Below are 26,033 nucleotides of genomic sequence, written 5' to 3' on the forward strand. Positions count from 1 at the left end.
ATTTTTCTCCACAGCGCTTTCTTAGTTTAAAAGGTAACACCACTCACTTCGGATTTTCTTGCCGTAGAATGGCTGCCTCAATTAAGTCTTCCATTATCTGCTGATCATCCGCTCTATAAAGGCTACGTAAAAGGCGATGTAACTGCTCTAGGTCATTAATCATTTCTACACGTTTTTGTAAGTCTGCCGACTCCATTCCGAAATGGACATCTAAGTAGTCCTTTATAGAGTTCTGACTTTGCGAAACTCTTGCCTGTTCTTCCATTAATCTTGCACGCTTCTCAAACTCTTCAAGCACCTTCGCCATACTTAACACCTCCAATAGTTGGTCTACATACGCTTTATCAATAAATTTATCTGAGATGGCGATAACAGTAGCCATCAAACGAACTTGTGTGTCTTCATCCTGAATCTTTTTAGCCAGTTCCGAACGATTGACGGCGCTATTCATAAGTGGCAAAAAGATTAGATTCAGTTCATCAATTTCTGATAACACTTCTCCATTTTCAGCCTTTGTCCACAATTCCCGCATGATTTGATCGCCGCCATAATTTTTCATATAGACTGCTTGTGTCTCATACTTGACCGATCCGTAATTTTTATACGTCAATGCGTTGGATATATCAGCTCCATAAATTACAACTGTTTGAATCGGTTTCTTGAATAGTTCATAAGCACTCACATCATACTGAAGAAATCTATTCAGATCTACTTCCTCAAAGGTGGTCTGGAATTCTAAATGCAAATACGTGTCATCCGCCAATAAAAACAGGAAATCCATGCGTCTATCGTTCACCGTAATTGTCGGCAAGTCCGTGGCTTCAACTCGGACAATCGGTGCAAAGTCAATACCATAGAAGTCAAGAGCTCTATCTTTAAACTGCTCCGTCATGTTGAGAAAAATAATGTCATAATTATTATATGCAACCGATGCCCGTTCCCCATCAGATACACCTCATTTTTCTTTTATTTTACTACAAGCGTACTTCTTATAGGAAACATAGCGAATAATTCGAAGAAGGAGGAAGTTGTAGTCTTGTCGAATATTGTTATGATGAATAAAAACTATCTATTCAAATTACATGAAGAAGGAATGAAACCCATGCAAAAGTTAACGGAAAGTACGCAGCAAGTACAAGACAAGCTACAGCAGTTAGGTCATACGAATGAAGTTGTCATGTTGACAGATAGTGCGCGAACGGCGCAAGAGGCGGCGGATGCCCTGGGATGTGAGGTGGCGCAGATTGCCAAGTCAATTATTTTCCGATTAAAGAGCACCAACGAACCGCTATTAGTAGTAGCGAGTGGCATTAATCGGATTAATGAAAAGTTAATTGCTAAGCAATTAGAGGATAAATTAGGGAAGGCAGATGCTGAGTTTGTTCGAGAGACTACGGGATTTGTAATCGGTGGGGTGCCGCCATTGGGGCATAAGAATCCTGTACGTACCTTGATTGATGAAGATTTGTTTCAATATGACACGATTTGGGCTGCTGCGGGACATCCAAAGGCAGTGTTTCAATTGACGCCTAGCGAGTTGGAGAACATGACTAAGGGACAAGTTATGGCAGTGAAATAATAGGCAATAGCGTAAACCCACTTTCCCCTTGGCTAGGGTAAGTGGGTTTTTCATAACATTATGACCGGCATGCCGTGCGTTATGACCGTCTTGGCTGGCATTATGACCGCCACGGACTACTTTATGACCGGCATAGGTGTAGTTATGACCGCGACTCAATCACTGCACCATCTTTCCACTCAAACCGTGCAAAATCCTCTGCAATATGTAGCTCGGAAAAAACAGCCTCCCCTTGTTCCTTGAGCTTCGCCACATCACTCGGCATGAAACGTGCACTAATATGATTAGCAATCAACGTTGTCACACCAGCTTCTTGCGCCACACGCGCCGCGTCGCCAATCGTCGAATGTCCGTACTCTTTCGCTAAGTTACCTGTATCCATATCAAAAGTCGCTTCATGGACAAGAATATCTGCACCTTGCGCTAGGTCAACAGCTGCTGCGCAATAACTTGTATCGCCGAGGATAGCAACCGTAAAGCCAGCCTGCGGTTCGCCGGTAACATCTTGACTGCGCACAATCCGTCCGTCGTCCAATGTCACATCTTCCCCGTCTTTTAACTGCTTCAATAGCGGCCCATTAGGCACTCCTGCTTCTTTCACCTTATCAATAAGCAATTTTCCAAGCAGCGGTTTTTGTTCAATTCGATAGCCTAGACATGGAATGACATGCTGTAAGCTGTTTGCTACCACTACAAACTCATCATCTTCAACGACAATGCCTTCCTCAATTTCATGAATCTGCAACTCATAATTCAAATGTGTATTGGTAATACGAAGTGTCGTTTCCAACCATTCTCGAAGACCCACTGGCCCATAAATATCGAGTGGTTCATGGCCACCAAGAAATGATCGTGAGCCAATTAACCCAGGCAAGCCAAAAATATGATCGCCATGTAAATGTGTGATAAACACTTTGCTAATTTTCCGTGGCTTCAATGAGGTATGTAAAATTTGATGCTGCGTTGCTTCTCCGCAATCAAACAGCCAGTAGCCTCGCCCTTCGGCAGACAAATTCAATACGACAGCTGATGTATTACGCATTTTTGACGGCATACCTGCACCTGTCCCTAAAAATTGTAGTTCCATAATAATCCTCCCTTTCATCAATTACGCCTTGGCGTAATTGTGTCCAGATTTTTTCGAGCTTGAGGCCTACAGGATGTAGGTCATGCAGTCGTTGCGACAGGACGTCGCGTACCTAGACTGCCTTCTTAAGCCTCCCTTAAAAATCTGTGACATCCGCCGGAGGCTTTCTCTTCATTCAGCAGGGGTTGAATACCTACTGAACAGGAATAAAGAAATCGTTCCCCCTGCCACCTACAGAGGTGAAGATTTTTTGCTGAATGAAGAAAAATTGCCCCGCTTAACTGAACCAGGACCAAATTTTTGCTCTAACTGTGCTAATAGATTATCCATTTTTTCTTCTTTGGCATGTTTTTCAAAGTTATCAAATGATAGCTGTTCATGTAAATCTTGCATGGGAATAACATTCGATACTGTAATACCAAGCAAACGAATCGGCTCCCCATCCCAATACTTGTTGAATAAACTAATAGCTTCTTTATAAATATCTTGCTCTTTATACAACGGATTTAACACTGTCCGACTGCGCGTCTGATTGCGCCAGTCAGCAGTTCGCAGTTGAATCATGACGACTGTTCCCGCCAGCTGTCTATTATCGAGCCGCTTTGCAACACTGGCTGCGAGTCTATTGAAAATTTTGAGACAGGCATCTCTATCTGTTTCATCAACCGCTAATGTCGTTGAACTACCAACACTTTTTCGTTCCTCTGCCGCTTCTGGATCAACTGCACGCTCATCAATACCATTCGCACGTTGTCGAAGGCGTAAACCATTTTTGCCAAGTGTCGCTTTAATTTTTGTTTCATCTGAAACTGCAAGATCGCCAATTGTTTCGATACCTATTGCCTGTAATTTCTTCTCAGTGCTTTTGCCAATGCCATGCATTTCAATCACAGGCAGCAGCCACAAAATCGACTCGACTTGTCGTTTGCGCAAAATCGTAATTCCCATCGGTTTTTTCATATCGGATGCGGTTTTGGCCAGAAACTTATTCGGTGCAATGCCGATGGAGCAAGGTAAATCGAGTTCCTCTAGCAGACGGCGTTGCATGTCCGATGCGATGTTGACAGCATCCGTTAATCCACCAATGGCAGTAATATCAATATAGGCCTCGTCAATCGACACTGGCTCTACCAGATCTGTGTAGGAGCGTAGCAGATCGAAAACCGCTGATGAGGCCATTCGATATTTTTCATGATCAGGTGGGACAAGAACTAAATCTGGACAGAGCCGCTTCGCCTCCCCGACAGTCATTGTTGTATAAATGCCAAGCGCCCGAGCTTCGTACGAACAAGTAACCAAAATCCCCCGGCGCTCTTTCGGATTTCCGGCAACGGCCATTGGAATACCTTTTAAGGAAGGGTCATGCGCTTGTTCGACAGAGGCAAAAAAACTATTCATATCCAAGTGTAAGATTACTCTTGCAGTCGACATTACGCACTTCCCCTTCTTGGGACCGGGTATACTCACTCACTTGAATGGATGTACCTAGCTTCCTCATTGATTACAAAAACCGGGCAGATGGTACTACCCGGTTGTAAATGTTATTGTTCTAGCGCTAATTGTTCTTGAACATAGTCACTTATTTCATCCATCCCGGCAAGTGTTCTTGATAAAATTTCAGGATCGACGACTGTAATCATACGGTCTTCTAAATTTGCAACCGTTGTGAAGTATTGGGTTCTTGAATAAGCCATCAGCCCAGCAGATGTCATAAGACTTTCTGGAATATCAAGAATTTCTTTGGCATCTAACACAAGCAGTCCAATGAATAGACTCTCGGTCTGAACAACGACAACACGTGCTTCCTCATGCCCTTTTGCACTATTACCATATAAAATTTGTTCAAAGTCTATAATCGGAACAAGCTCCCCACGAATACGCATTAGCCCAAGCATGTACTCGGGTAGATGTGGAATTCGGTTTACTTGTTCTAGCCGTTCGATGGACACAACCGATTCGACGGCAATCGCATACTCCTCGTTACCGCACTGGACAACAACTGCTTTTAAATCAGCCATTCCTTACGCCTCCTTGTGAACATTCGCCGTTACACGCACGATTGCCAATAATAATTCAGTTAGCTTATTCAATTCTTCAACGGGCATCCGTTCGTTTTTCGTATGGATTTCTTCATATCCAACAGACAATGTCACCGTCGGAATACCTGCGCCATTGAAAATATTGCCATCACTTCCGCCACCACTTGTCATTAGCTCTGGCGTACGTCCGATATTTTGAATCGCTTGCATCGCGATTTGGACAACTTCGGCATCTTCTGCAAAGCTAAATCCAGGATACATGATTTTAACTTCTGTTTCAGCTTTTCCGCCCATTAGCTCAGCAGTGCGTTCATACGTCCGTACCATATGCTCCGTTTGTTCCTTTAATTTATCAGGGTTAATCGAGCGTGCTTCTGCCAAAATATGTACTTCATCACACACGATGTTGGTTGCTCTTCCGCCTTCAAAGCTTCCGATATTCGCTGTTGTTTCTGCATCAATGCGTCCTAGCGACATCGCTGAAATCGATTTAGCTGCGATGTTAATAGCAGAAACGCCTTTTTCAGGTGCAACACCCGCATGTGCCGTTTTGCCATAAATCGTCGTTTGCAATTTCGCTTGATGTGGCGCTGCCGTCACGATACCGCCAACTTTACCATCACTATCCACTGCATAACCATATTTCGCGGTAATCAACGACGCATCCATTTCTTTTGCACCAGCAAGTCCACTTTCCTCGCCAGCTGTAATGATAAATTGAATATCGCCATGCGGCTGCTTGCTTTCTTTCAACGTGCGCGCCATTTCGAACAACGCAGCAATCCCTGCTTTATCATCCGCACCAAGAATCGTTGTACCATCAGAGTAAATATAGCCGTCTTCGCGCAGCTCAGGTTTGATGCCAAGACCTGGAACGACCGTATCCATATGACATGTAAAATAAATCGCATCAATGCCCTCAGCAGTGCCTTTCATCGTTGCAATCAAGTTCCCTGCACCGTGTCCACTGCGATCATCCGAATCGTCTTCTTCTACGTCGAAGCCGAGTGCTTCCATTTTCGCTGTCAACACATCTGCAATTTGTCGTTCGTCTTTTGTTTCCGAATCAATTTGTACCAGCTCAAAAAATTCATCCAATAGCCTTTGTTTATTCAAAACGTACATCTCCTTATAATGGGATATTGCCATGTTTCTTTTTCGGTCTTGTTTCCTGCTTATTGCGCATCATATCGAGTGCCTGCAATAATTTAATGCGTGTTTCGCGCGGATCGATGACGTCATCTACCATACCATGAGAAGCCGCTACATAGGGATTGGCAAATTTCTCTCGGTAGCCTTCGATTTTCTCAGCACGCGTTTGCTCCGGGTTATCACTATTCGCGATATCACGGGCAAAAATAATATTGGCTGCCCCTTCTGCACCCATCACTGCGATTTCCGCATTAGGCCATGCATAGACGATGTCTGCTCCGATGGATTTTGAATTCAACGCCACATATGCACCACCAAATGCCTTGCGTAAAATGACTGTCATCTTTGGCACAGTCGCCTCTGAATACGCATACAAAATCTTCGCTCCATGACGAATAATGCCCCCATGCTCCTGTTTAATACCTGGGAAAAAGCCCGTGACATCTTCAAAGGTAATTAATGGAATATTAAAGGAATCACAGCAGCGAATGAAACGGGCGATTTTATCGGAAGAATTAATATCTAATCCACCTGCCATGACTTTCGGCTGGTTACAAATGAGTCCAACTGTTTCGCCTTTCATCCTCGCAAATCCAACGACAGCATTTTTAGCAAACTCCGGTTGCACTTCCATAAACGAATTGATGTCTACGACCTGTTCAATCACTTTTCTTACATCATATGGACGAGTTGTTTCAAACGGGACAACATCTGCCAAATCTGCACGATAGTCTTCCATTTCCTCTTCATTATACGGGGTTACGGGCGTTTTTTCAGTATTATTTTGTGGTAAATAGGACAATAATTTTCGAACATCCTGCAACACTGTCGCTTCGTCTTTCCCTCGGAAATGCGCATTACCACTAATTGCATTATGTACTTTTGAACCGCCAAGATCCTCAGACGAAATTTTTTCTCCTGTCACCGTTTCAATAACTTTTGGTCCTGTGATGAACATTTGGCTTGTTTCATCGGTCATAAAGACAAAATCTGTAATCGCCGGCGAATACACAGCCCCACCTGCACAAGGTCCTAGAATGACAGAAATCTGCGGAATAACACCTGAGTAAATCGCATTACGATAAAAAATTTCCCCATAACCATCCAGTGACACAACACCTTCTTGAATACGTGCCCCGCCCGAATCATTCAATCCGATGAAAGGTGCACCATTCTTCGCTGCTAAATCCATGACATTGGCAATTTTCATAGCATGCATTTCCCCAAGTGCTCCACCAAAAACTGTGAAATCCTGTGAGAATAAATAAATCGGGCGCCCCTCAATTTTACCATACCCCGTGACGACACCGTCTCCAGGACCTTCTAGCTTGTCCATGCCTAAATCACGTGTCCGGTGTGTCACAAATGGATTCAATTCAACAAATGTATTTGGGTCCAATAATAAATTGATTCGTTCTCGCGCGGTTAGCTTTCCCTTTTCATGCTGCTTGGCAATTCGCTCATCGCCGCCACCAAGTTCAATCGTTCTTTTTTTGTCATATAATTCATTGATTTTATCATAAATGTCCATGTTTCAGTCCCCTTTGCCGGTTTTATCGCATAGTTCGTATAACACACCGAATGATGACTTCGGATGCAGGAACGCTACTTGTGCCCCACCTGCGCCTGCTTTCGGCTCATCTTGCAATAACTGAACACCTTTTTCCTGCAACTCAGCCAAACGCGTGCGAATATCTGTCACACCAAATGCAATATGGTGGACACCCTCCCCACGCTTATCAATAAACTTTGCAACCGGACCATCTTCCCCAATTGGCTCCAGCAGTTCTAGTTTAACATTTCCTGCGTCAATAAATGCAACACGCACACCTTGACTACTGACTTCCTCGATAGCTAAGAGCTTTAAACCTAGAGTATGTATGTAATAGTTTAGCGACACTTCAATACTTTTCACTGCAATCCCAATATGATCGACTGAACGCATCTGAATTCCCCCCTCTCGCTACAGTCTATTTTACCTTATAATTGTGTTAGATGTTGTGAAATCTGCAATTTCTGTTAAAATAGAAGTATCAAACGTATAGGGGTTTTGACTAATGAGCAATAAAAAAGTACAGAAAGTCGTTGTTCTTGTAATGGTTGGTGCAATGGTTGCATCAAGTATACTATTCGGCCTCAGTGCAATTCTATTTTAATCACAACTTGCTTCAGCAAACCCCTGCTGAAGCAAGTTATGGCCTCCGGCGGATGTCACAGATTTTGAAGGGAGTTAATTGCGCAAGCGCAATTCAAAATCTGGACGCAATTACGCCAAGGCGTAATTGATTAAAAAAATAGTCCGCAGGTGCAATTATATGCATTTGCGGACTGTTTTTTATACTTCTTCACAAAACTCTTCAAACTGGCTTTGTAAGTTCACGACAACGGACATTGGGTCATGGCCTTCGATTTCATAGCGTCCTACTTCTGCTACAAGTTTCCCGTCTTTTATCAGTGCGAAAGATGGTGAAGATGGCAAATGATCTTCTCCGAATAGCATACGTGCTTGTGCAGTTGCTTCTTTGTCTTGTCCAGCAAACACTGTTACCAAGTGGTCAGGACGTTTATCATAGTGAACTGCGTGAGCCGCCGCTGGTCGTGCGATACCGCCTGCACAGCCACAAACAGAGTTGACCATAACAAGTGTTGTACCTGGACGTTTAAACGCCTCTTCCACGCCCTCTGGAGTTGTCAATTGCTCATAACCACTCGCTTCCATCTCTGAACGCGCTTGTCTAAGGATGTCATTCATATAAAGATTAAAGTCCATACTCATTGTGCATGTATCCCCTTTCTATTTACTTCTTTATCATAGCAGGAGAAGAGATTTCGTGCAAAAAATCGATTCCATTATTAATGAATAATTCATCCCAATCATCCATACCCTACCCCTATACAATCAAGTGGCGAAGGGGGTAAGGTGATGATCCACAGTAGACGATTCAAAGCAGGGATTCTACTTATATTATTAGCCATTTTAGATTCCTTGTTCACCGATTTCGGGCTCCGCAATAATTATATTACAGAAGCAAATCCACTCATGCGTGTTGTCTATGAGGCAAGTGTCTTTGGGTTTTATCTAATAAAAATCAGTCTACCTTTTCTACTCCTCTATCTACTAGCCAAGATCGAGCTAAAAAAATACTTTCAGTTTCTACTCGGCTGCGCACTTGTCCTGTACAGCTTCGTCCTTTGCCAGCATCTTATCTGGCTATCACTCGTATAATCCGATTAATTTCCAGAGTAATTGAAATAATAAATGAAACTTTCTGCAAAACGCTTACGTATATACTACTAACAGCAAATTCGCAGGAAGGAGGTGAAAATTATGGAATGGTGGATCATCGGTACGGTTTTGGCAATTTACCTTGTGATCATGATTCCTGTGCAATATCGTAACATTGTAGAAACAAAAAAAGAATTGAAAAAGTCGGGTAAAACGCATAATGAGATATATGACGACATGAGTTTTGAGCAGCAGCAAATGCAATTTAATCTACAAGGAAATCCTATTAATTTACCAGCTTCATTAATTGCAGAGTTTATTTATTTTTTACGTCATCGCAAAGAAAAAACAACTTAATTCGAAAAAAGGGGACTTCCATTGTTTATTGAATGGAAAGTCGCCTTTTTTGATGTTTCATTCAAACAACCGATCCACCGCACCCGTCACCGTCAGATTGCCCTCAAGTAAGGACTTCTCCAGCTCAGCGACTTGTTTCTTCTTCCCAGGCTCTGCGAAAAATGTATCAATCAACCTGTCGTTAATCATCGAACGGAACCAATCTTTTGTCTGCGATTGGCGTCTGCCTTCCCAAACACGACTATCTTCCATCGTCTGTTTAAAAGTCAATATCGTCTGCCACACGTCCTCAAGCCCAGTATTCTTAATGGATGAAACCGGAAGTGATGTGGTTGTCCATCCTGGTGACGCCGGCTGGAGAAAATGGAGCAATTGTCGGTACTCTCTCACTGTCTTTTTCGCCAGCCGAAGATTATCCCCATCCGCTTTATGAACAACAATGCCATCCGCCAGCTCCATAATCCCTTTTTTCATTCCTTGCAGTTCGTCTCCTGCTCCCGTTAATACAAGTAGCATGAAATAATCAACCATGCCCCGAACGACGGTTTCGCTTTGCCCTACGCCGACCGTTTCGATTAACACCACATCATAGCCAGCCGCTTCACAAAGTAGCATCGTCTCACGGGATTTTTTGTGGACACCCCCTAGCGTACCTGCCGATGGTGACGGTCGAATGAATGCATTTGGATGTCTTGCCAGCTCTTCCATGCGAGTTTTATCACCAAGAATACTGCCGCCTGTCACGGTAGAGCTCGGGTCAATGGCCAGTACAGCTACTTTATGGCCTGCATTGGCGAGCATCAGCCCGAATGCTTCAATGAACGTGCTTTTCCCAGCACCTGGGACACCGGTAATGCCAATGCGGATACTGTTGCCAGTTTTCGGCAAGACATTCAGCAGTAGTTGCTGACCTGCTGCTTTGTCTTGTGCGGTGATACTTTCAAGTAATGTGATTCCTTTTGCCAAATGAAGGCGCGAACCTTCGACAATCTTATCCGACAACTCATCAATCAGAATGTCACGATCCTTTTTCACAAATCGCTTGCGCTTCGCAGCAGCCATGCCATCATGGGAAGACGCGATGCCGTCCATCACATGTAGTGCACTGTCGTCGGGTAACAAACGGTTGTCATCTTTCACTCCGACACTTCCTCGTAGCCGAGTCTGCGGTATATTTCTTCAATGACTTTTTGCGCCGCAACGGGGATGACAGTTCCCGGGCCAAAAATTGCCGCTGCACCATTTTCACGTAAAAATGCATAATCTTGAGCTGGAATGACACCGCCGACGACAATAAGAATATCTTCACGACCAATTTTCGCAAGTTCTCCAAGAAGCTCTGGAACAAGCGTTTTATGTCCGGCAGCAAGCGAACTAACCCCAATGACATGGACATCATTTTCCGCTGCCTGCAAAGCTGTTTCTTCTGGTGTTTGGAACAATGGCCCGATATCGACATCAAAGCCAAGATCCGCAAATGACGAGGCAATCACTTTTGCACCACGGTCATGGCCGTCCTGCCCCATTTTGGCAATGAGAATACGTGGACGTCGACCTTCATTTTCCAAAAAGTCGTCCGCCATTGATTTCACTTCGTTAATCTCTTCTGCATTCGAGAAATTCGAACTATATACGCCACTCACGGAACGAATCACCGCCTTATGTCTACCAGATACACGTTCAATAGCATCTGAAATTTCACCGATCGTCGCGCGCGCACGTGCCGCATCGACAGCACAGGCAAGTAGATTACCTTCACCACTACGTGCAATTTCCGTTAATGTCGTTAGAATGCGTACAACTTCCGCGTCGTCGCGATCTGTCTTCATCTGATGAATACGTTCAATTTGTTTCTGACGAACAAGTGTATTGTCAATGTCCAAAATATCAATGGGATCTTCCTTGTCCAGGCGATATTTATTGACCCCAATAATGGATTCTGCACGTGAATCAATTTGTGCCTGACGCTTAGCCGCAGCTTCCTCGATTTTCATTTTTGGTAGGCCCGTTTCAATTGCTTTCGCCATACCACCCAAATCCTCGATTTCTTCAATCAATTCCCAAGCTTTGTCCATCAATTCATCCGTCAGTTTTTCGACATAGTATGAGCCGCCCCACGGATCAATTACTTTCGTCATCATCGTTTCCTCTTGCAGGAATAATTGCGTATTACGTGCAATACGTGCAGAGAAATCTGTCGGTAAAGCAATCGCCTCATCGAGTGCGTTCGTATGAAGTGACTGTGTGTGCCCCATCGCCGCCGCATTTGCTTCAATTAGCGTGCGTGTAACGTTATTGAATGGATCCTGTTCCGTTAAACTCCAGCCTGATGTTTGCGAATGTGTACGTAATGCTAGTGTTTTCGGGTTCTTCGGTTCAAACGCCGCCATCATTTGTGCCCATATTTTACGTGCCGCACGCATTTTGGCAATTTCCATATAATAATTCATGCCGATTGCCCAGAAAAATGACAATCGCGGCGCGAAGGAATCGATGTCGATCCCCGCCTTCAATCCTGTTCGGACATATTCGAGCCCATCCGCCAGTGTGTAGGCAAGCTCAATATCCGCAGTCGCTCCGGCCTCTTGCATATGGTAGCCCGAAATAGAAATGGAATTGAACTTCGGCATGTTATTAGATGTATAGTCAAAAATATCGGCAATGATTTTCATCGACATATCTGGTGGAAAAATATACGTGTTGCGCACCATATATTCTTTCAAAATATCATTCTGAATCGTCCCTGCAAGCTTGTCTGGTGTAACGCCCTGTTCTTCGGCAGCGACGATATAAAATGCCATAATCGGCAATACCGCCCCGTTCATGGTCATCGATACAGACATTTGGTCAAGAGGGATGCCGTCGAACAAAATTTTCATATCCTCAACCGAATCGATAGCAACGCCGGCTTTCCCTACATCACCTGTGACACGTGGATGATCAGAATCATAGCCACGATGAGTCGCAAGGTCGAAGGCAACAGATAATCCTTTTTGACCCATCGCTAGATTACGTCTGTAAAACGCATTACTTTCCTCAGCTGTTGAAAATCCGGCGTATTGACGTACTGTCCACGGCCTAGCCACGTACATCGTTGGGTAAGGGCCTCTTGTATTTGGTGCAAGTCCAGGATAATCGTTAACGTGTCCAAGGTTTACAATATCCTGACCTGTATAGATTGCTTTAACATCAATTCCTTCATTTGTTCGGAACAGCTTACCAGCAGATTGTGTTTGCGATTTGTTAGCTTGTACAATTTTCTTCACATCTACTTGACTGAAATCGGGCTTATTCACCGTCAACGCCCCCTTTCCGTGCAGTGTGGATTGCTATTAATTTGTCGACTTTGTTTTGTCCTGCAAATAGAAAGCCATTCAAACCAGCATCCAGCCATTGTTGAGTCATTGTAGGTTCATATTTCCCTGCGACATCTAACAGTATATTTTCCGGCCATCCTTCGAGTATTGTTTCCATAACAGCTTCAGTCATATCAGACGTAGCACAAACAATCGCATAGTCGACTTGTTCATTCGCAAGCCAAGCCTGTGCCGCTTGCGCGTCTTCAAATGCAGGACTCCATTCACACTGAATCCCGCCCGTCGCTAAAAATCCAGTGACAAAATCAGCCTTTGGTTTGAAATCTTTCAACGCACCAAACGTCAACAGCACCGTTCGTGGTTGTTCTTTACTAAATAATAATCTAAGATCCTCAAATGGTTCAGCAAGGCGACCTTCAACCGCAATACCACTCCAATCAGCAAATTCGGTAGCCACCACATCTGCATAGACATTCGTTCCAATCAATGACTGTTTCCCTATTGCTACTTCATCTCTTCGCTGTTCCAGAAGTGCGGCCAGGCTCCCGTTAGCCATATATGTTTCGTAACCACCCGCAGCTTCCATGTCTACAAATAACGCCCATGCTTTGTCTACTAGTTCAGCCGTCAATGTTTCGATGAAATAAGAACCGCCTGCTGGATCGATGACTTTATCAACATGCGTTTCTTCTTTTATAACGAGTTGGATATTGCGTGCAAATCGGATGGAACTTTCCGATGGCCCTGTCAACACATCATGCGGATGAACGGTCATCACATCTGCTCCACCAAGTACTGCAGCGAATGTTTCATTGCCAGCTCGTAACAGGTTGACATACGGATCTAGCTTCGAATAGGAGCGTAGCGACGTCGTTGCCAGCAGTGGAATAGAAGGAGTATCCGTTACTCCGTAAGCCACGCTAAAGGCTTGCCACAGCACACGGAACGCACGAAACTTGGCGATTTCCATAAAGAAATGCGTATCAGCTGCAAAACGAACAAAGAAATCTTTCGCAAAATGACTGAACGTTTCATGCTTCTCCGTATATTGTGCGGCCTGTGCCAGCGCAAGTGCCAGTTCTGTAACCGCATCAGCGCCGTTATGATGCGCTGACCATGTATCCGCACCGCTTGTCCTTACTTGCCGAAACCCTTCAGGCAATGTCCAGCCTGAAACAGCAATAGCCCCTTTCACTGCTGAACGATTCGCTTTATCAACAAATGTAAAGGCTTTCAAAAACGAGTCTTCCTTTTTAGTATTTGTGATGAAGATCGGATAGTCTGTCATCAACTGTGCGATTTCACGTAGAGAGGATTCGTCCCAGTCAAATGGCTGTGTACCATCATAAACAATCGCCTCATTACCACGGTCCAATGACTTTTTCAATTCCGTAACAAACTGTTGGCCATTCATTGCATGCGTTTGCTGTGCGATAATCCAGCCAGTCTGCTGTTTCGTTACACGAACGCCTTCTGTAAAACTTTCACGCGTATACAGTGGTTGAAGGTCAATCCCTTCCAACGTTTTCGTCATCAGCGATTCTAGCGGTTTCCCCTTCAAAGAGCGAACTGCTTCCTCTTTCCATTGTTCGAAGTCAGCTTGTTCAAATGTCGTCGATTTCATCGTATGTATAGTCATCGTACACGCTTCCCCCCTTAATCATGCATCTACTACTAGTTTACCCGACTATGCTTGGTGATGAAAGAGAAAAAAGACCGTCAATCAACGATCCCGTCTTGTATCACTAATATGTACGTTAGTGATACAAAAAAATAAAATTCTAAGCATCGGTCACTAAATAATCAAATAACCATTGTCCATCATGTTTAATGAATCCAAAATAAATGGTACTATGTCCCTCAGAAAAATAATTTGCAAAACCAATTGTCAGCTTCTCGTCTTCCAAATGATAATAACGATACTCTAGGTTTTCTAAAAAATAATCCATATCGTTAATTTTATAACTATAGTCAGTAGAATAGATCATACTTTCTTCTACATTCACTTGAACGTTTGATGAAGAAATTGATGTGATATACTCAAAATCTTTATTATTTATCGCAGTGAAAAGATGAAACGCTAAATTCATCGTTTCCCTTAATGCTTCTTTTTCTTCGCCGTTCTTCTTTTCTACATCAGCTAGTTGATTTTTCATTTGCTCATTTTCCATTTCGAGCTGCTCAATTTTCCCTTTATTGTTTACATCACTATTTTCCGATACTGGTAGTGATTTATCCTCACATCCAAATAAAAATAAAAATGAGATAAAGATAATAAATTTCTGTTTGTTCATGTAACCCCTCCAAAACTTGATGTGTTCTGCCCATTAGTGAAGTTATTTCAATAAGGAAGCCCAACTATAGTAGACGAATGTCAACTCCTGACCATTCATCCCAACCGTTTCATCACTCTTACCTATCTGCTCAAAACCATTTTTCTCCAAGATCTTTTGAGATGCTATATTATTCATCGTTGTTTGTGCTTTTATTTGTTTTATTCTACCTTCTTCCACTACCGCTTCGATTAACAATTTCAATGCTCGATTCGCAATCCCCTTTCCAGTATAGACTTGTCCCACTCTATACCCAAGATGAGCAATACCTTGGGGTTCCTCAATATCTATTAAATTCATTCTCCCAAGAATTAGCCCTTCTTTATTCTTTATTAAATAAAAACAGCAACTTCCTTGGGACTGTTCTTCTAGTAAGGATTCATGTCTGTTTTTAAAAAAATCAAAGTTATAATAGTCGTTACCTCTAGTTGGTACCATCTCTTCAAAATAGATTCTGTTAGTAAGCTCAAACTCAAATAATTGTTCGACATCTGCCATATGCAACTTTTCGAGATGTATGTCCACAGTTATCTACCACCAATCTCTGTAAATACTTATATTCTGTTATTCGACTCTGTAAATTTAAATACCTCTTTCCCTTCGACAAATAAAAAACCTCAGCCCCGTACGAATCGGACTGAGGTAAACCATTTTACTTAATAAACAGATGTATTATCAGCTGAAACATTTTCCAGAATTTCTTTCACACGCGCAAGGAATTGCCCACACACTAAGCCGTCAAGCACACGATGATCGAGTGATAAACATAAATTCACCATATCACGTGCTGCAATCATGCCGCCGTCCATAATCATCGGACGTTTGACAATCGATTCTACTTGTAAAATCGCTGCTTGCGGGTAATTAATAATACCCATTGACTGAACCGAACCGAATGAGCCGGTATTGTTCACCGTAAATGTACCACCTTGCATTTCAGATGATTTCAATTTACCCGAACGCACTTTACCTGCAAGCTCCTGAACTTCGCGTCCAATACCTTTAATTGTTTTTTCATCCGCATGATTAATGACCGGGACGAACAGAGCGTCATCTGATGCGACAGCGATGGAGATGTTGATGTCTTTTTTCAGGACGATCTTGTCGCCTGCCCACATCGAGTTCATCATTGGGAATTCTTTCAATGCTTGTGCGACTGCCTTCACGAAAAACGCGAAGTACGTCAGATTGAAGCCTTCCTTTTGTTTGAAGTCATTTTTCAATGAATCACGATACTGGACAAGATTTGTGACGTCGACTTCAATCATCATCCAAGCATGTGGTGCTTCGTGTTTCGAGCGTAGCATATTGCTAGCAATGGCACGACGCACGCCTGTAACTGGGATTTCAATATCGCCAGCAGCAACAGGTGCATTGACAGGTTCAGCAGCTTTTGCTGCTGCAGTCGCTGCCGGCACGGAAGCTACAGGTGCTGGCGTTTCTATAACAGGTGCCGCAGCTGCCGTTGGAATATTGCCACTCTCAATAATCGCCAGCAAGTCTTTACGTGTAATACGCCCTTCCTTGCCAGAACCTTCTACTAGCGTCAAATCGATGCCATTGTCTTGTGAAAGACGAAGTACGGCAGGTGAATAGCGTCCCGCTGCTTTGCCTTTTTCACGATGTAATGATTCAACTGGTTTTTGTGAACTAGCAGCTGGCACTTCATTTGCGGGTTCTTCTTTAGCTGGTGCCGCAACAACTGGCGCTTCTACAGTCACACTACCTTCAATTTCAATCGTACAAATAATTTCTCCAACAGCTAGCGTTTCCCCTTCTTGTGCAATCAATTCCTTGATTGTCCCCGCAAATGAAGAAGGAACCTCAGCCGTTACTTTGTCCGTATTCACTTCTGCGAGCGGGTCGTATTTATTCACCGTATCGCCCGGTTTAACAAGCCATTTCTCGATAGTGCCTTCTGTCACACTTTCCCCGAGTTGCGGCATTAAAATATTTTCAATAGCCAATTCATTTACCTCCGTCCTGAATGAAAATCAAATACGCCTTGGCGAATTTGCGTCTAGATTTTGAATTGAGCTTGAGGCCTACAGGGGAGAAGGATTGAACTGCATCCTTCCTTGTAGGTCATGCAGTCGTTGCGACAGGACGTCGCGAACTTAGACTGCCTTCCATAACTCCATTCAAAATCTATGACATCCGCCGGAGGCTTAACTTTATTCGGCAGGCATAGAGCACCCACTGAATTGTCTTCATAATAGTTAATTGCCCAACACTTGCCGATTAAAGTTAAAATTCAGCAAGCTCACGCGCTGCTTTCTCGACTTTGTCTGGATTGACCATGAAAAACTTCTCCATTGTCGGTGCATACGGCATTGCCGGGATATCCGGTCCTGCAAGACGTTTGATAGGTGCATCGAGTTCGAACAGACAGTTTTCAGCGATAATGGCTGCCACTTCTCCCATGATACTTCCTTCTTTATTGTCTTCTGTCACAAGAAGAACTTTACCCGTTTTTGATGCCGCTTCAATAATGGCTTCTTGATCGAGCGGATAGACTGTACGTAAATCAAGGATATGTGTAGAAATACCATCCTCTGCAAGACGTTCAGCTGCTTGCAATGCGAAGTGAACACATAAACCGTATGTGATAATCGTAATGTCATCACCCTCACGTTTTACATCAGCCTTACCAATCGGAAGTACATAGTCATCAGTCGGCACTTCGCCTTTAATTAATCGATACGCGCGTTTATGCTCGAAGAACAGAACTGGATCTTCATCGCGGATGGCCGCTTTCAACAAACCTTTGGCATCGTACGGCGTAGAAGGAATAACGATTTTCAGTCCAGGCGTGCTAGCGAACATCGATTCCACAGATTGTGAGTGGTACAATGCGCCATGGACGCCGCCTCCGAAAGGTGCACGGATAACAATCGGACATGTCCAATCGTTATTCGAACGATAACGAATTTTTGCCGCTTCCGATACAATTTGGTTGACGGCCGGCATGATGAAATCAGCGAATTGCATTTCAGCAATTGGACGCAGACCATACATCGCAGCCCCAATACCGACACCTGCAATAGCAGATTCTGCGAGCGGTGTGTCTAGCGCACGGTATTCCCCAAATTGATCGTAAAGACCAGTCGTTGCTTTAAAAACGCCACCTTTACGTCCAACATCTTCACCAAGAACGAAAACACGATCGTCCCGTTCCATTTCTTCTTTCATAGCCAATGTGATGGCATCGATATAAGACATGACAGCCATTATGCGTTCCCCCCTTGTTCAGCATAAACATGGAGAAGCGCAGACTCAGGCTCAGCGTACGCAGCATTTTCCGCATAGTCGGTTGCTTCGTTCACTTCTTTCATGATGCGTTCTTCCAGTTCTTTTTCGAGTTCGTCCGTCAATATACCAACTTCTTTTAAGTATGCTGAGAATTTTGGAATCGGATCCATTTTCTTTTCATTTTCAAGCTCTTCAGCATCACGATACTGGCGCTGGTCATCGTCTGAGGAGTGTGCTGTTAAACGGTAGCAAATGGTTTCTACGAGACTAGGACCTTCACCACTGCGTGCACGATCTGCCGCTTCTTTTACCACTTTATACACCTCAAGTGGATCTGTACCATCCACTGTGACACCCGGCATACCATAACCGATAGCGCGGTCCGACACATTGGCACAGCCCAATTGTTTTTCGACAGGTACAGAAATGGCATATTTATTGTTTTCAACCATAATGACAGTTGGTAATTTATGAACACCCGCGAAGTTCATACCTTCGTGGAAATCTCCTTGGTTCGAGGAACCTTCACCAAGTGTGACAAATGTGATGAAATCTTCCTTTTTCATCTTCGCTGCAAGTGCAACCCCGACAGCATGTGGAAGCTGCGTCGTAACAGGTGATGAGCCTGTTAAAATACGGTTTTTGCGTTGACCGAAGTGACCTGGCATTTGACGGCCACCCGAGTTTGGATCTTCCGCTTTGGCGAATGCCGACAGCATTAAATCTTTTGCTGTCATACCGAAATGGAGGACAACGGCCATATCCCTGTAATAAGGCGCAATCCAGTCCTTGTCTTTATCAAGTGCGTAAGCCGCCCCTGCTTGTGCTGCTTCTTGTCCTTGACATGAAATAACGAATGGAATTTTTCCAGCACGGTTCAAGAGCCACATGCGCTCATCAATGCGGCGAGCCATCAGCATCGTTTCAAAAATTTGCAAGACATCTTCATTAGTCAAACCAAGTTCTTCATGACGATTTTTTGCCATTTCTATTTCCCCCTCCACATTTACATATGAATTGCTTTACCGTCTACCGCCAGTGCCGCTTCACCCATTACTTCAGACAAAGATGGATGCGGATGAATGGTGCTGGCTACTTCCCACGGTGTTGCATCGAGTACCATTGCTAGTCCTGCTTCGGAAATAAGATCCGTCACATGTGCACCAATCATATGGACACCTAGAATATCGTCAGTGCTCTTATCTGCAACAATCTTAACGAAACCATCCGAATTACCATTGACCAACGCTTTGCCAATCGCCATGAATGGGAATTTCCCTACTTTTACATCAAATCCCTGTTCTTTCGCTTGCTGCTCCGTTATGCCGACGCTTGATGCCTCTGGGCTAGAATAAATGCAACGCGGGATTTTTGTATAATCAATCGGCTCATTCTTCAAGCCAGCGATATGTTCGACAGCAGCAATCCCCTCATGGGAAGCCACATGCGCCAATTGCAAACCGCCAATGACATCACCTATCGCGTAAATATGATGCTCTTTTGTCTGGAATGTCGGTCTTGTTTTAATATAGCCTTTGTCTACTTCTATTTCGGTATTGTCGAGGCCAATTCCTTCAACATTTGCTTGACGACCTACAGATACTAACATTTTTTCAGCCGTAAATGCAGTTGTTTCACCGTTTAGTTCAGCAGAAATTGTGACAGAATCTGCTATTTTCACAAGTGTGTCTGGAAGCACTTTTGCACTGGTCACAAAAGTTATTCCTTTTTTCGTCAATAACTTTTTCATTTCTTTGGAAATATCTTCATCTTCAGTTGGAATGATGCGATTTGCATATTCAAGAACTGTGACGTCTACGCCGAAATCATTGAGCATAGATGCCCATTCAATTCCAATGACACCACCACCGACGATAATGATTGATTTAGGAAGTTCCTCCATTGCTAATGCGCCATCCGACGACATAATTTGCTGTTCATCAATGTCTAAACCAGGTAACGTACGTGGCCTAGAACCAGTTGCAATGATTAAATTTTTCAAAATCAGCATTTCATTTTCATCGCCATTGTTCATTTCTACTGAAATGGTGCCTGGCATTGGTGAGAAAATCGATGGTCCTAGCATTCTACCAAGTCCTTCAAACACATCAATCTTGCCTTTTTTCATAAGTGCGGTGACGCCGCTATGTAGCTGTTTAACAATACCTTCTTTGCGTGCTTGTACACGGCTAAAATCGAGTGTTACTTCTTTTGTATCAACACCGAATGCTGCCGCTTGGTTTTTAGCTGTATCGAAAACTTCAGCACTTTTCAGCAACGCCTTACTTGGAATACAGCCTTTATGCAAGCAAGTGCCGCCTAGTTTACCTTGTTCGACAAGCGCTGTTTTCAGTCCTAATTGTGCAGCGCGAATAGCGGCCACATAGCCACCTGTTCCGCCTCCCAAAATCACTACATCATATTCCCGCGCCATATAAATGGCCTCCTTCACAACGACCCGTTAAGACGGGTAGATTTTAGCTGGCTCTTCACCAGATAGAACGCGAATTGCGCCTTCTGCAAGTGCTTGCAATTCGTCCTCACCCGGATAGACAACAATATCGGAAATCCAGTCAATTCTAGAAGAAATAGCTTCCACGAATCCTTTACCATACGCGAGTCCACCCGTCAAAATGACTGCATCGACTTGACCGCGAAGAACAGCAGCCGCGCTACCTATTTCTTTAGTAACTTGGTACGCCATCGCTTCGTAAACAAGTTCGGCTTTGGCATCCCCTTTGGCAATTCTTTTCTCGACCTGCACAGCGTCATTCGTTCCTAAATAGCCCACAAGACCACCTTGACCAACGAGTCTTCTCATCACTTCATTGCGATACAATTCCCCTGAATAACATAATTCAACAAGAGCTCCTGCTGGAACAGTTCCTGCTCGTTCTGGACTAAATGGACCATCTCCATGTAGACCATTATTGACATCAATCACTTTACCAAATTCATGTGCGCCTACTGTGATGCCGCCCCCCATATGCGTAACGATTAGCCGAAGATCCTCGTATTTTTTCTCGACTTGTTTTGCATAACGGCGCGCGACAGCCTTCTGGTTGAGTGCATGAAAAATCGACTTTCGTTCGAGTGATGCAAATCCAGAAATACGTGCAATAGGCGTAAGTTCGTCGACGACGACAGGATCGACGATGAATGCTGGAATACCTAAGCCATTAGCGATTTCATTGGCTAAAATACCACCAAGATTCGAGGCATGCTGACCAGAATATCCTTTTTTCAAGTCTTCGATCATCGCGTCGTTGACGGAATACGTACCGCCCGCGATCGGGCGGAGAAGACCGCCACGACCGCAAACGGCGGTAAGTTCCGAGATGCTGATGCCTTCTTTTTCAAGCGCTTCAAGAATCGCGTCTTTACGGAAGTTATATTGATCGATAATAGAAGGATATCGTGCAATTTCTTCCGATGAATGACGTAATGTGACTTCTAGGAATAGTGTTTCATTTTCAAAGATACCTATTTTTGTCGATGTCGATCCTGGGTTAATGACCAAGACTTTAATTTTTGTGTTTTGCACAACAGAACCTCCTTCCATTTCAATCATTTTTTATAGATCAATTACAGTGATTCAAGTTAAGTTATCGTTTTGATAATACGCTTTTTTCGTTTTGTAAGAACTGGCTACGTGATTTTGCTACGCGTGCAATACGTTCTTCTGCAAGACGGTCCGCTGCTACATATGTTGGAATGCCGTCACGCTTTGAAATCGCAAAGATTTTCTCAATTGTACCGTAAATACCTTCCACACGCTTTAATGCCCGTTCACGGTTATAACCAATCAGCTCATCTGCAACGTTAATAACGCCGCCTGAGTTAATGACGTAATCGGGTGCATAGACGATACCCAATTCGTGAATTTTATCGCCATGTTCAGGTTCTTTCAATTGGTTATTTGCCGATCCTGCAATCACTTTACATTTAAATTGTGGAATCGTTTCGTCATTGATGATAGCGCCGAGTGCACATGGTGCGAAGATATCGGCTTCTTGTGAGTAGATGTCATTGATGCCAACTGCTGTTGCGCCAAATGCATCGACAACACGTTGAACCGCTTCTTCGTTGATGTCCGTGACAATTAGTTTCGCGCCTTCTTTATGCAAGTATTCACAAAGTGCATAGGCAACGTTTCCAACCCCTTGGACAGCTACTACTTTACCTGTGAGTGAATCTGTACCAAATGCTTCTTTTGCTGCGGCCTTCATTCCTTGATAAATGCCGTAAGCCGTTACAGGTGATGGATTACCTGACGAACCAGAATTGCCTCCAGCTGAAGTACCTGTTACATAATCCGTTTCCAGATGAATTAAGTCCATATCAGCTTCCGTTGTTCCAACATCTTCAGCAGTGATATAGCGGCCGTTCAAACCTTCGATAAAACGCCCGAATGCACGGAACATTTCATCATTTTTGTCAGTTTTCGGATTGCCGATTATAACTGTTTTCCCGCCGCCAAGGTTTAAGCCCGCTGCTGCGTTTTTGTATGTCATCCCACGCGCTAGACGCAGTGCATCTTCAATTGCTTCTTCTTCACTTGCATAGGTCCACATACGTGTTCCACCAAGCGCTGGTCCAAGTGTTGTGTCGTGAATCGCGATAATCGCTTTCAAACCTGATGTTTTGTCCTGGCAAATAACTAATTGTTCGTAATCATGACTCTCCATGTATTTAAAAAGTTCCATTGTTTAATTCCTCCTAGGGGGTCTTTTATTATTTTATTGCAAGTATTGCTAGTGCTAATGAATAAAGTTTACTTTCGGCGCTGTCTGCCCTTGATGTGAGGACAATCGGCGCTGTAGCGCCTTGGATAATGGCGCCGACTTTGGCGTTGGCAAAATACATCAGTGATTTATATAAAATATTGCCAGCCTCGATATTAGGGACAACTAGGATATCAGCTTTCCCTGCGGTGTCACCTGTAATGCCTTTTTGTGCAGCCGCTTGTTCAGAAACTGCGTTATCGAGCGCAAGCGGCCCGTCGACAATGCAGCCTGTAATTTGTCCACGTCGATTCATGACAACTAGTGACGCAGCATCTGTTGTCGGTACCATTGCTGGATTGACGGTTTCGACTGCTGCAAGTGGTGCAACAATCGGCTCTGGAACACCGCAGGCATGTGCGGTGGCCACTGCATTACGAATAATTTGTGCTTTCGCTTCCAGGTCGGGCGCTATATTCATCGCGGCATCTGTCACAAATAGCAGGCGATCATAGCCGGGTACTTCAAATGCTGCGACATGTGATAATACTTTTCCGGTCCGCAAGCCATACTCGCCATTCAATACCGCCTTCAAGATGATGGACGTTGCCACATTCCCTTTCATGACAACGTGTGCTCGTCCGTTTGAAACCGCTTTCACCGCAAGGCTAGATGCTTCAACCTCATTGTCTGCATGGTGGATGCTAACATTTTCATCGGCTAGCAAATGTGGAAAGTTCGCTGCGAGCAATTCTTTCAATTTTTTATCATCGTCGAACAGCAAAAATGATGCGATTCCTTTCGCAACAGCGATACTGACAGCTTCAAGAACCTCCTGATCCGCTGCTGATGCCACAGAGACAATCGGGCCTTTCTTTGATGCAGCCTTCACGACAAGTGAATCGAGTGTAACCATTGCATCATCACCCTTTACTAAGTAATTTTTAGACGAGGCTAAATTTTTCAAGCTTGTAATATAGGGAGCGAAGCGAAATACCTAGCCTGTTGGCAGTTAATGATTTGTTGCCATTATTTTCGCGTAGAGCTGTTTCGAGTATCGTTTTTTCATAATCATCCATGATAGAAGTCAACGTGCTTTTTTCTGGAAGAAACGGTTCCTCATCTTTGTCTTCCCTAGATGAAAAGGATTTAACCACATCGTCTAAGCCGATGACAGCTTCCCCAGAGTCCATAAATATCATCGCTCGGCTCAGCACATTTTCAAGTTCCCTTACATTTCCCGGCCAATCGTATTGCTGAAGCCGCTCCAATGCCTCATCAGTCATTGTTTTAATATTCATGCCAAATTCCTGATTGAGTTTCACAAGTAAGTGGCCAACAATTAGTGGAATATCCTTTATTCGGGATCTAAGCGGTGCAATTTGAATGGAAATCCGATTAAGTACATAATACAGTTCTTCATTGAAAAGTCCTTCATGCATGGCCTTTTCCAGGTTTTTCGACGTCGCGGTAATAATACGCACAGACAACTGATTAGCATTGCTATCATTCGCCCCATCAGCTAAATAAGTCAACAATCTTTGTTGTACTGCAAGCGGAAGGTCTGCGACTTCATCCAAAAACAACGTTCCCTGATCCGATTCTTCGAACAAACCCTGTCCTTTTTCCAACTCACCATTCTGACCGAATAATTCAGACTCAAATGCGGTTGCATTCATCGTGGCACAATTAACACGAATGAACTTATGGAACCGTCGTTTGCTGCCGCTATGAATGGCATGTGCAAACAATTCTTTCCCCGTTCCCGTTTCTCCCCTTAGTAGGACAGGTACTTCTGATTTAGCAGCCAGCTTAGCCTGCTCAACAGAAATTTCAATATCCGACGAACCACCGAAAATATCTTCAAATGTGTAAGTGGCTTCCAGTTTGCGAATAATCGTTCGTGCTCGGTCAAGTTCTTTCATCAAGTTACGCATTTCAGTGATATCGTGGATTACCCCAACACTACCTTTAACTTGCTGATCAACGATGATTGGCGCAACATTGACGACAACTTCACGATTATTTTCACCAATCCGCATATTAACACCGCGGACGGGCTTTTTTGTCTGAAGCACTTTCATATGAATACTTTCGCCTTCATTGATATCTGCGTTCGCAGGCTTACCAATGATTTCATCCTCGGATAAACCCGTAATCCGCGTATAAGCCGGATTGACAAGGATTCCGTTACCATGATTATCGACGACTGAAATAGCATCATCACTCGAGTGGATAATCGCTTCTAGCATCGTCTTGACTTTGTTGAGATCCGTAATTTCCTCCGCGAGTGCGACAACTTCCGTAATGTCTTTGAACACTGCGAAAGCTCCCATCCTTTTACCTTCGGAATCTAATAGAGGATATCGGGATGTAACAATTTTCAAGCCATTGGCAAGCACAAGCTCCTGATTCAACTCTGCCTTCCCTGTCTGGAATACCCTAGGAAGCTCCGTTAGTGGAATCACATCTCTGATTGGTTGACCAATCGCTTTGTCGTTTGAAAATCCAACCATGCGAGAAGCACTTTTATTAAAGAAATCGATAGTGCCATGTTCATTGATACCTATCATACCTTCTTCAATTGAATCGAAAACCATCCGTTGCTTATGCATTTCTGCATGGATCTGTTTTATGTACGTTCCATTCTCCTCGAGAAGCTTCAAGAGTAAATTAGCAACAGAGCCAGGTATCAATACTGTTTGAGCAGGTCGTGCTTTCAATAATTCAGTGAATTCCGCTTTGTTTCCAGTTACATCAAAAATGATATGCAAGTCATCCGTCAGATAACTTTTCCAATCCGTTCCGTGCGCAATACCTTGTTTTTTTGCTTGAATGATTCCTGGTGCTTGTTCATCAGTATCGATGATTGCTCTAACATTCATGAAATCTAAATTTTGGAGAAGGTCCAGTATTATCGATCCGCCTGTCCCCGCCCCGACAATGAGAACGTTTTGCAAGGGTATT

The 26,033-nt window shown here is 43.8% G+C and carries 25 protein-coding genes; 4 read left to right on the forward strand and 21 right to left on the reverse strand.

Annotated elements, in window-relative coordinates; genetic code table 11:
- Positions 1 to 43 precede the first annotated feature (43 nt).
- Entirely contained in the window at positions 44 to 892 is an 849-nt protein-coding gene (locus N1I80_RS11785) for a hypothetical protein (RefSeq protein WP_340738060.1), read from the reverse strand.
- 144 nt (positions 893 to 1,036) lie between these two features.
- Between N1I80_RS11785 and N1I80_RS11790 the strand changes: the two genes are divergently transcribed.
- Positions 1,037 to 1,579, forward strand: coding sequence for a YbaK/EbsC family protein (locus N1I80_RS11790; RefSeq protein WP_340738061.1), 543 nt, complete (start codon positions 1,037 to 1,039; stop codon positions 1,577 to 1,579).
- A gap of 142 nt (positions 1,580 to 1,721) precedes the next feature.
- On the opposite strand, the gene rnz is transcribed toward N1I80_RS11790, so the two are convergent.
- The 6 genes from rnz to mce all read right to left on the reverse strand — a co-directional run bounded on the left by rnz (position 1,722) and on the right by mce (position 7,802).
- Positions 1,722 to 2,666 (reverse strand): ribonuclease Z, encoded by a 945-nt coding sequence (rnz, locus tag N1I80_RS11795; RefSeq protein WP_340738062.1) that lies wholly within the window; start codon positions 2,664 to 2,666, stop codon positions 1,722 to 1,724.
- A gap of 231 nt (positions 2,667 to 2,897) precedes the next feature.
- On the reverse strand, positions 2,898 to 4,097 hold the full coding sequence (locus N1I80_RS11800; protein ID WP_340738063.1) for a DNA polymerase IV: 1,200 nt from the start codon (positions 4,095 to 4,097) through the stop codon (positions 2,898 to 2,900).
- A gap of 110 nt (positions 4,098 to 4,207) precedes the next feature.
- Complete coding sequence (locus N1I80_RS11805) at positions 4,208 to 4,684, reverse strand: chemotaxis protein CheW (protein ID WP_340738064.1); 477 nt, start codon at positions 4,682 to 4,684, stop codon at positions 4,208 to 4,210.
- Between the two features lie 3 nt (positions 4,685 to 4,687).
- Complete coding sequence (locus N1I80_RS11810) at positions 4,688 to 5,821, reverse strand: M20/M25/M40 family metallo-hydrolase (protein ID WP_340738065.1); 1,134 nt, start codon at positions 5,819 to 5,821, stop codon at positions 4,688 to 4,690.
- Positions 5,822 to 5,834: 13 nt separating this feature from the next.
- On the reverse strand, positions 5,835 to 7,388 hold the full coding sequence (locus tag N1I80_RS11815; RefSeq protein WP_340738066.1) for an acyl-CoA carboxylase subunit beta: 1,554 nt from the start codon (positions 7,386 to 7,388) through the stop codon (positions 5,835 to 5,837).
- Positions 7,389 to 7,391: 3 nt separating this feature from the next.
- Complete coding sequence (gene mce, locus N1I80_RS11820) at positions 7,392 to 7,802, reverse strand: methylmalonyl-CoA epimerase (protein WP_340738067.1); 411 nt, start codon at positions 7,800 to 7,802, stop codon at positions 7,392 to 7,394.
- A 112-nt stretch (positions 7,803 to 7,914) separates the two neighbouring features.
- Between mce and prli42 the strand changes: the two genes are divergently transcribed.
- Positions 7,915 to 8,013, forward strand: coding sequence for a stressosome-associated protein Prli42 (gene prli42 / locus N1I80_RS11825; RefSeq protein ID WP_340738068.1), 99 nt, complete (start codon positions 7,915 to 7,917; stop codon positions 8,011 to 8,013).
- A gap of 179 nt (positions 8,014 to 8,192) precedes the next feature.
- Here prli42 and N1I80_RS11830 read toward each other — a convergent pair whose 3' ends face one another.
- Positions 8,193 to 8,633 carry a BrxA/BrxB family bacilliredoxin gene (locus tag N1I80_RS11830; protein WP_340738069.1) on the reverse strand — a complete coding sequence of 147 codons (441 nt, stop codon included), beginning with the start codon at positions 8,631 to 8,633 and terminating at the stop codon, positions 8,193 to 8,195.
- A 147-nt stretch (positions 8,634 to 8,780) separates the two neighbouring features.
- Here N1I80_RS11830 and N1I80_RS11835 point away from each other — a divergent pair, with 147 nt between their 5' ends.
- Together N1I80_RS11835 and N1I80_RS11840 are read left to right on the forward strand one after the other, a co-directional pair.
- Positions 8,781 to 9,083, forward strand: coding sequence for a DUF5658 family protein (locus N1I80_RS11835; RefSeq protein ID WP_340738070.1), 303 nt, complete (start codon positions 8,781 to 8,783; stop codon positions 9,081 to 9,083).
- Positions 9,084 to 9,185: 102 nt separating this feature from the next.
- On the forward strand, positions 9,186 to 9,440 hold the full coding sequence (locus N1I80_RS11840; protein WP_340738071.1) for a DUF3949 domain-containing protein: 255 nt from the start codon (positions 9,186 to 9,188) through the stop codon (positions 9,438 to 9,440).
- Between the two features lie 57 nt (positions 9,441 to 9,497).
- On the opposite strand, the gene meaB is transcribed toward N1I80_RS11840, so the two are convergent.
- From meaB to N1I80_RS11905, 13 genes are all read right to left on the reverse strand, one after another.
- Positions 9,498 to 10,532, reverse strand: a complete 1,035-nt coding sequence (gene meaB, locus N1I80_RS11845; protein ID WP_340740036.1) for a methylmalonyl Co-A mutase-associated GTPase MeaB — start codon at positions 10,530 to 10,532, stop codon at positions 9,498 to 9,500.
- A 44-nt stretch (positions 10,533 to 10,576) separates the two neighbouring features.
- Positions 10,577 to 12,736 carry a methylmalonyl-CoA mutase gene (gene scpA, locus N1I80_RS11850; protein ID WP_340738072.1) on the reverse strand — a complete coding sequence of 720 codons (2,160 nt, stop codon included), beginning with the start codon at positions 12,734 to 12,736 and terminating at the stop codon, positions 10,577 to 10,579.
- Complete coding sequence (locus N1I80_RS11855) at positions 12,729 to 14,396, reverse strand: methylmalonyl-CoA mutase family protein (protein ID WP_340738073.1); 1,668 nt, start codon at positions 14,394 to 14,396, stop codon at positions 12,729 to 12,731. The genes scpA and N1I80_RS11855 overlap by 8 nt, the downstream gene beginning before the upstream one ends.
- A 142-nt stretch (positions 14,397 to 14,538) precedes the next feature.
- Positions 14,539 to 15,051 carry a hypothetical protein gene (locus tag N1I80_RS11860; protein ID WP_340738074.1) on the reverse strand — a complete coding sequence of 171 codons (513 nt, stop codon included), beginning with the start codon at positions 15,049 to 15,051 and terminating at the stop codon, positions 14,539 to 14,541.
- Between the two features lie 42 nt (positions 15,052 to 15,093).
- Complete coding sequence (locus N1I80_RS11865; RefSeq protein WP_340738075.1) at positions 15,094 to 15,615, reverse strand: GNAT family N-acetyltransferase; 522 nt, start codon at positions 15,613 to 15,615, stop codon at positions 15,094 to 15,096.
- A gap of 131 nt (positions 15,616 to 15,746) precedes the next feature.
- Positions 15,747 to 17,057, reverse strand: a complete 1,311-nt coding sequence (locus tag N1I80_RS11870) for a dihydrolipoamide acetyltransferase family protein (protein WP_340738076.1) — start codon at positions 17,055 to 17,057, stop codon at positions 15,747 to 15,749.
- Positions 17,058 to 17,337: 280 nt separating this feature from the next.
- Positions 17,338 to 18,321 (reverse strand): alpha-ketoacid dehydrogenase subunit beta, encoded by a 984-nt coding sequence (locus N1I80_RS11875; protein ID WP_340738077.1) that lies wholly within the window; start codon positions 18,319 to 18,321, stop codon positions 17,338 to 17,340.
- Positions 18,321 to 19,328 carry a thiamine pyrophosphate-dependent dehydrogenase E1 component subunit alpha gene (locus N1I80_RS11880; RefSeq protein ID WP_340738078.1) on the reverse strand — a complete coding sequence of 336 codons (1,008 nt, stop codon included), beginning with the start codon at positions 19,326 to 19,328 and terminating at the stop codon, positions 18,321 to 18,323. The genes N1I80_RS11875 and N1I80_RS11880 overlap by 1 nt, the downstream gene beginning before the upstream one ends.
- A gap of 20 nt (positions 19,329 to 19,348) precedes the next feature.
- Positions 19,349 to 20,776 (reverse strand): dihydrolipoyl dehydrogenase, encoded by a 1,428-nt coding sequence (gene lpdA / locus N1I80_RS11885; RefSeq protein WP_340738079.1) that lies wholly within the window; start codon positions 20,774 to 20,776, stop codon positions 19,349 to 19,351.
- A 27-nt stretch (positions 20,777 to 20,803) separates the two neighbouring features.
- The gene (gene buk, locus N1I80_RS11890) at positions 20,804 to 21,913 is read right to left on the reverse strand and encodes a butyrate kinase (RefSeq protein ID WP_445683651.1); all 1,110 of its coding nucleotides are present in this window, start codon (positions 21,911 to 21,913) and stop codon (positions 20,804 to 20,806) included.
- 34 nt (positions 21,914 to 21,947) lie between these two features.
- On the reverse strand, positions 21,948 to 23,048 hold the full coding sequence (locus tag N1I80_RS11895) for a Leu/Phe/Val dehydrogenase (RefSeq protein WP_340738081.1): 1,101 nt from the start codon (positions 23,046 to 23,048) through the stop codon (positions 21,948 to 21,950).
- 28 nt (positions 23,049 to 23,076) lie between these two features.
- Positions 23,077 to 23,982, reverse strand: coding sequence for a phosphate butyryltransferase (gene yqiS / locus N1I80_RS11900; protein WP_340738082.1), 906 nt, complete (start codon positions 23,980 to 23,982; stop codon positions 23,077 to 23,079).
- 28 nt (positions 23,983 to 24,010) lie between these two features.
- Positions 24,011 to 26,026: a sigma 54-interacting transcriptional regulator gene (locus tag N1I80_RS11905; protein WP_340738083.1), complete on the reverse strand. Its 2,016-nt coding sequence runs from the start codon at positions 26,024 to 26,026 to the stop codon at positions 24,011 to 24,013.
- Positions 26,027 to 26,033 lie beyond the last annotated feature (7 nt).

Source organism: Sporosarcina sp. FSL K6-3457, from assembly GCF_038007285.1.
In the GTDB taxonomy this organism is placed as follows: domain Bacteria; phylum Bacillota; class Bacilli; order Bacillales_A; family Planococcaceae; genus Sporosarcina.

Bases quoted from the DNA above. Each gene is read 5' to 3' on its own strand.
- N1I80_RS11785 (WP_340738060.1), bottom strand. From the start codon at position 892: ATGACGGAGCAGTTTAAAGATAGAGCTCTTGACTTCTATGGTATTGAC.
- rnz (WP_340738062.1), bottom strand. From the start codon at position 2,666: ATGGAACTACAATTTTTAGGGACAGGTGCAGGTATGCCGTCAAAAATG.
- N1I80_RS11800 (WP_340738063.1), bottom strand. From the start codon at position 4,097: ATGTCGACTGCAAGAGTAATCTTACACTTGGATATGAATAGTTTTTTT.
- N1I80_RS11805 (WP_340738064.1), bottom strand. From the start codon at position 4,684: ATGGCTGATTTAAAAGCAGTTGTTGTCCAGTGCGGTAACGAGGAGTAT.
- N1I80_RS11815 (WP_340738066.1), bottom strand. From the start codon at position 7,388: ATGGACATTTATGATAAAATCAATGAATTATATGACAAAAAAAGAACG.
- mce (WP_340738067.1), bottom strand. From the start codon at position 7,802: ATGCGTTCAGTCGATCATATTGGGATTGCAGTGAAAAGTATTGAAGTG.
- prli42 (WP_340738068.1), top strand. From the start codon at position 7,915: ATGAGCAATAAAAAAGTACAGAAAGTCGTTGTTCTTGTAATGGTTGGT.
- N1I80_RS11830 (WP_340738069.1), bottom strand. From the start codon at position 8,633: ATGAGTATGGACTTTAATCTTTATATGAATGACATCCTTAGACAAGCG.
- N1I80_RS11835 (WP_340738070.1), top strand. From the start codon at position 8,781: ATGATCCACAGTAGACGATTCAAAGCAGGGATTCTACTTATATTATTA.
- N1I80_RS11840 (WP_340738071.1), top strand. From the start codon at position 9,186: ATGGAATGGTGGATCATCGGTACGGTTTTGGCAATTTACCTTGTGATC.
- meaB (WP_340740036.1), bottom strand. From the start codon at position 10,532: ATGGACGGCATCGCGTCTTCCCATGATGGCATGGCTGCTGCGAAGCGC.
- N1I80_RS11855 (WP_340738073.1), bottom strand. From the start codon at position 14,396: ATGACTATACATACGATGAAATCGACGACATTTGAACAAGCTGACTTC.
- N1I80_RS11860 (WP_340738074.1), bottom strand. From the start codon at position 15,051: ATGAACAAACAGAAATTTATTATCTTTATCTCATTTTTATTTTTATTT.
- N1I80_RS11875 (WP_340738077.1), bottom strand. From the start codon at position 18,321: ATGGCTGTCATGTCTTATATCGATGCCATCACATTGGCTATGAAAGAA.
- N1I80_RS11880 (WP_340738078.1), bottom strand. From the start codon at position 19,328: ATGGCAAAAAATCGTCATGAAGAACTTGGTTTGACTAATGAAGATGTC.
- lpdA (WP_340738079.1), bottom strand. From the start codon at position 20,776: ATGGCGCGGGAATATGATGTAGTGATTTTGGGAGGCGGAACAGGTGGC.
- buk (WP_445683651.1), bottom strand. From the start codon at position 21,913: ATGATTGAAATGGAAGGAGGTTCTGTTGTGCAAAACACAAAAATTAAA.
- N1I80_RS11895 (WP_340738081.1), bottom strand. From the start codon at position 23,048: ATGGAACTTTTTAAATACATGGAGAGTCATGATTACGAACAATTAGTT.
- yqiS (WP_340738082.1), bottom strand. From the start codon at position 23,982: ATGGTTACACTCGATTCACTTGTCGTGAAGGCTGCATCAAAGAAAGGC.